At 56.9% G+C, this 3,158-nt stretch carries 1 rRNA gene; it reads left to right on the top strand.

Going from position 1 to position 3,158, the window contains the following annotated elements:
* The first annotated feature begins 50 nt into the window (after positions 1-50).
* Positions 51-3,152, top strand: a 23S ribosomal RNA gene (locus Q9G87_RS60165).
* The last annotated feature ends 6 nt before the right edge of the window (positions 3,153-3,158 follow it).

The following is a 3,158-nucleotide window of genomic DNA, read 5'->3' as shown; positions in this document are numbered from 1 at the left end:
GGTTGCTGTTTGTTGTTTGAGATTTGCATAGTGGACGCGAGCATCTTTGTGGCCAAGTTTTTTAGGGCACACGGTGGATGCCTTGGCATCAGGAGCCGATGAAGGACGTGGGAGGCTGCGTTAAGCCTCGGGGAGTCGCCAACCAGACGTTGATCCGGGGATGTCCGAATGGGGAAACCTAGCACCAGTCATGTGGTGTTGCCTCCGCCTGAATGTATAGGGCGGTTGGTGGTAACGCGGGGAAGTGAAACATCTCAGTACCCGTAGGAAGAGAAAACAAGAGTGATTCCGTGAGTAGTGGTGAGCGAAAGCGGATGAGGCTAAACCGGGCGTGTGTGATAGCCGGCAGGCGTTGCACGTCCGGGGTCGTGGGACCCTCTGGCAGTCTCTGCCGAGTCTGCAAGAAGTGATAAACCTTCGAGGTAGTTGAAAGCTCTGGGAAGGGCTGCCGTAGACCGTGAGAGCCGGGTAGGCGAAATCTTGAAGGCTTCTTGAGGGGATCCCAAGTAGCACGGGGCCCGAGAAATCCTGTGTGAATCTGCCAGGACCACCTGGTAAGCCTAAATACTCCCTGGTGACCGATAGTGCACGAGTACCGTGAGGGAAAGGTGAAAAGTGCCCCGGTGAGGGGTCGTGAAATAGTACCTGAAACCGTGTGCCTACAAGCCGTAGGAGCTTACATGAGGTTCGCCTTGTGTGTGATGTGACTGCGTGCCTTTTGAAGAATGAGCCTGCGAGTTATGGTGTGTGGCGAGGTTAACCCGTGTGGGGGAGCCGTAGCGAAAGCGAGTCTGAAGAGGGCGTTTGAGTCGCATGCTGTAGACCCGAAGCGGAGTGATCTACGCATGGGCAGGTTGAAGCTCAGGTAAGACTGGGTGGAGGACCGAACCCACCAGGGTTGAAAACCTGGGGGATGATCTGTGTGTAGGGGTGAAAGGCCAATCAAACTCCGTGATAGCTGGTTCTCCCCGAAATGCATTTAGGTGCAGCGTCACGTGTTTCTTGCCGGAGGTAGAGCACTGGATGGCCGATGGGCCCGACAAGGTTACTGACGTCAGCCAAACTCCGAATGCCGGTAAGTGAGAGCGTGGCAGTGAGACTGCGGGCGATAAGGTTCGTAGTCGAGAGGGAAACAGCCCAGATCACCGACTAAGGCCCCTAAGCGTGTGCTAAGTGGGAAAGGATGTGGAGTCGCAGAGACAACCAGGAGGTTGGCTTAGAAGCAGCCACCCTTGAAAGAGTGCGTAATAGCTCACTGGTCAAGTGATTCTGCGCCGACAATGTAGCGGGGCTCAAGCACACCGCCGAAGTCGTGGCACTCAGACGTAGTCTGGGTGGGTAGGGGAGCGTCGTGCAGCCGGTGAAGCAGCAGAGTGATCTAGTTGTGGAGGCTGTGCGAGTGAGAATGCAGGCATGAGTAGCGAATCGAGGGTGAGAAACCCTCGCGCCGGATGACCAAGGGTTCCTGGGGCAGGCTAATCCGCCCAGGGTAAGTCGGGACCTAAGGCGAGGCCGACAGGCGTAGTCGATGGACAACGGGTTGATATTCCCGTACCCGCTTCAATGCGCCCATATCGAACCTCGTGATGCTAAGAGTCCTTAGCTCGGGTTGTCCTTCGGGACGGCCGTCAGGGTGAACGCTCGAACCGATCGGGTAGTAGGTAAGCGATGGGGTGACGCAGGAAGGTAGTCCAGCCCAGGCGATGGTTGACCTGGGGTAAGCATGTAGGGCGGAACGTAGGTAAATCCGCGTTCCATTCAGCCTGAGATGTGATGCCGAGCCGATTGTGGTGAAGTGGATGATCCTATGCTGCCGAGAAAAGCCTCTAGTGAGTGTTGTGGCGGCCCGTACCCTAAACCGACTCAGGTGGTCAGGTAGAGAATACTAAGGCGATCGGGTGAACTGTGGTTAAGGAACTCGGCAAATTGCCCCCGTAACTTCGGGAGAAGGGGGACCTCTGCTGGTGATCGGACTAGCTCTGTGAGCTGGTGGGGGTCGCAGTGGCCAGGGGGAAGCGACTGTTTACTAAAAACACAGGTCCGTGCGAAGTCGTAAGACGATGTATACGGACTGACGCCTGCCCGGTGCCGGAACGTTAAGGGGACCGCTTAGTCAGCGCAAGCTGGCGAAGGTGAGAACTTAAGCGCCGGTAAACGGCGGTGGTAACTATAACCATCCTAAGGTAGCGAAATTCCTTGTCGGGTAAGTTCCGACCTGCACGAATGGCGTAACGACTTCCCCGCTGTCTCAACCGCAGACCCGGCGAAATTGCACTACGAGTAAAGATGCTCGTTACGCGCAGCAGGACGGAAAGACCCCGGGACCTTCACTACAGCTTGACATTGGCGTTTGGAGCGTCTTGTGTAGGATAGGTGGGAGACTGGGAAGCTCGGACGCTAGTTCGGGTGGAGTCATTGGTGAAATACCACTCTGGTCGTTTTGAACGTCTAACCCTGGTCCGTGATCCGGATCGGGGACAGTGTCTGGTGGGTAGTTTAACTGGGGCGGTTGCCTCCTAAAGAGTAACGGAGGCGCCCAAAGGTTCCCTCAGCCTGGTTGGCAATCAGGTGTCGAGTGTAAGTGCACAAGGGAGCTTGACTGTGAGACTGACGGGTCGAGCAGGAGCGAAAGCTGGGACTAGTGATCCGGCATCGGCATGTGGAAGCGGTGTCGCTCAACGGCTAAAAGGTACCCCGGGGATAACAGGCTGATCTTCCCCAAGAGTCCATATCGACGGGATGGTTTGGCACCTCGATGTCGGCTCGTCGCATCCTGGGGCTGGAGTAGGTCCCAAGGGTTGGGCTGTTCGCCCATTAAAGCGGTACGCGAGCTGGGTTTAGAACGTCGCGAGACAGTTCGGTCCCTATCCGCTGCGCGCGCAGGAGACTTGAAAGGGGCTGTCCCTAGTACGAGAGGACCGGGACGGACGAACCTCTGGTGTGCCAGTTGTACCGCCAGGTGCACGGCTGGTTGGCTACGTTCGGAAGGGATAACCGCTGAAAGCATCTAAGCGGGAAGCTCGCCTTGAGATGAGGTCTCCCACCACGAGAGTGGGTAAGGCCCCCGGTAGACGACCGGGTTGATAGGCCGGAGGTGGAAGCGCGGTAACGCGTGGAGCTGACCGGTACTAATAGGCCGAGGACTTGACCACAAAGCA

The sequence above is a fragment of the Nonomuraea turcica genome, from assembly GCF_030718205.1.
Taxonomy (GTDB): Bacteria; Actinomycetota; Actinomycetes; order Streptosporangiales; family Streptosporangiaceae; genus Nonomuraea.
Note: the sequence above shows the minus strand (reverse complement) of the source record. Positions and strands in the feature narration are given on the sequence as shown.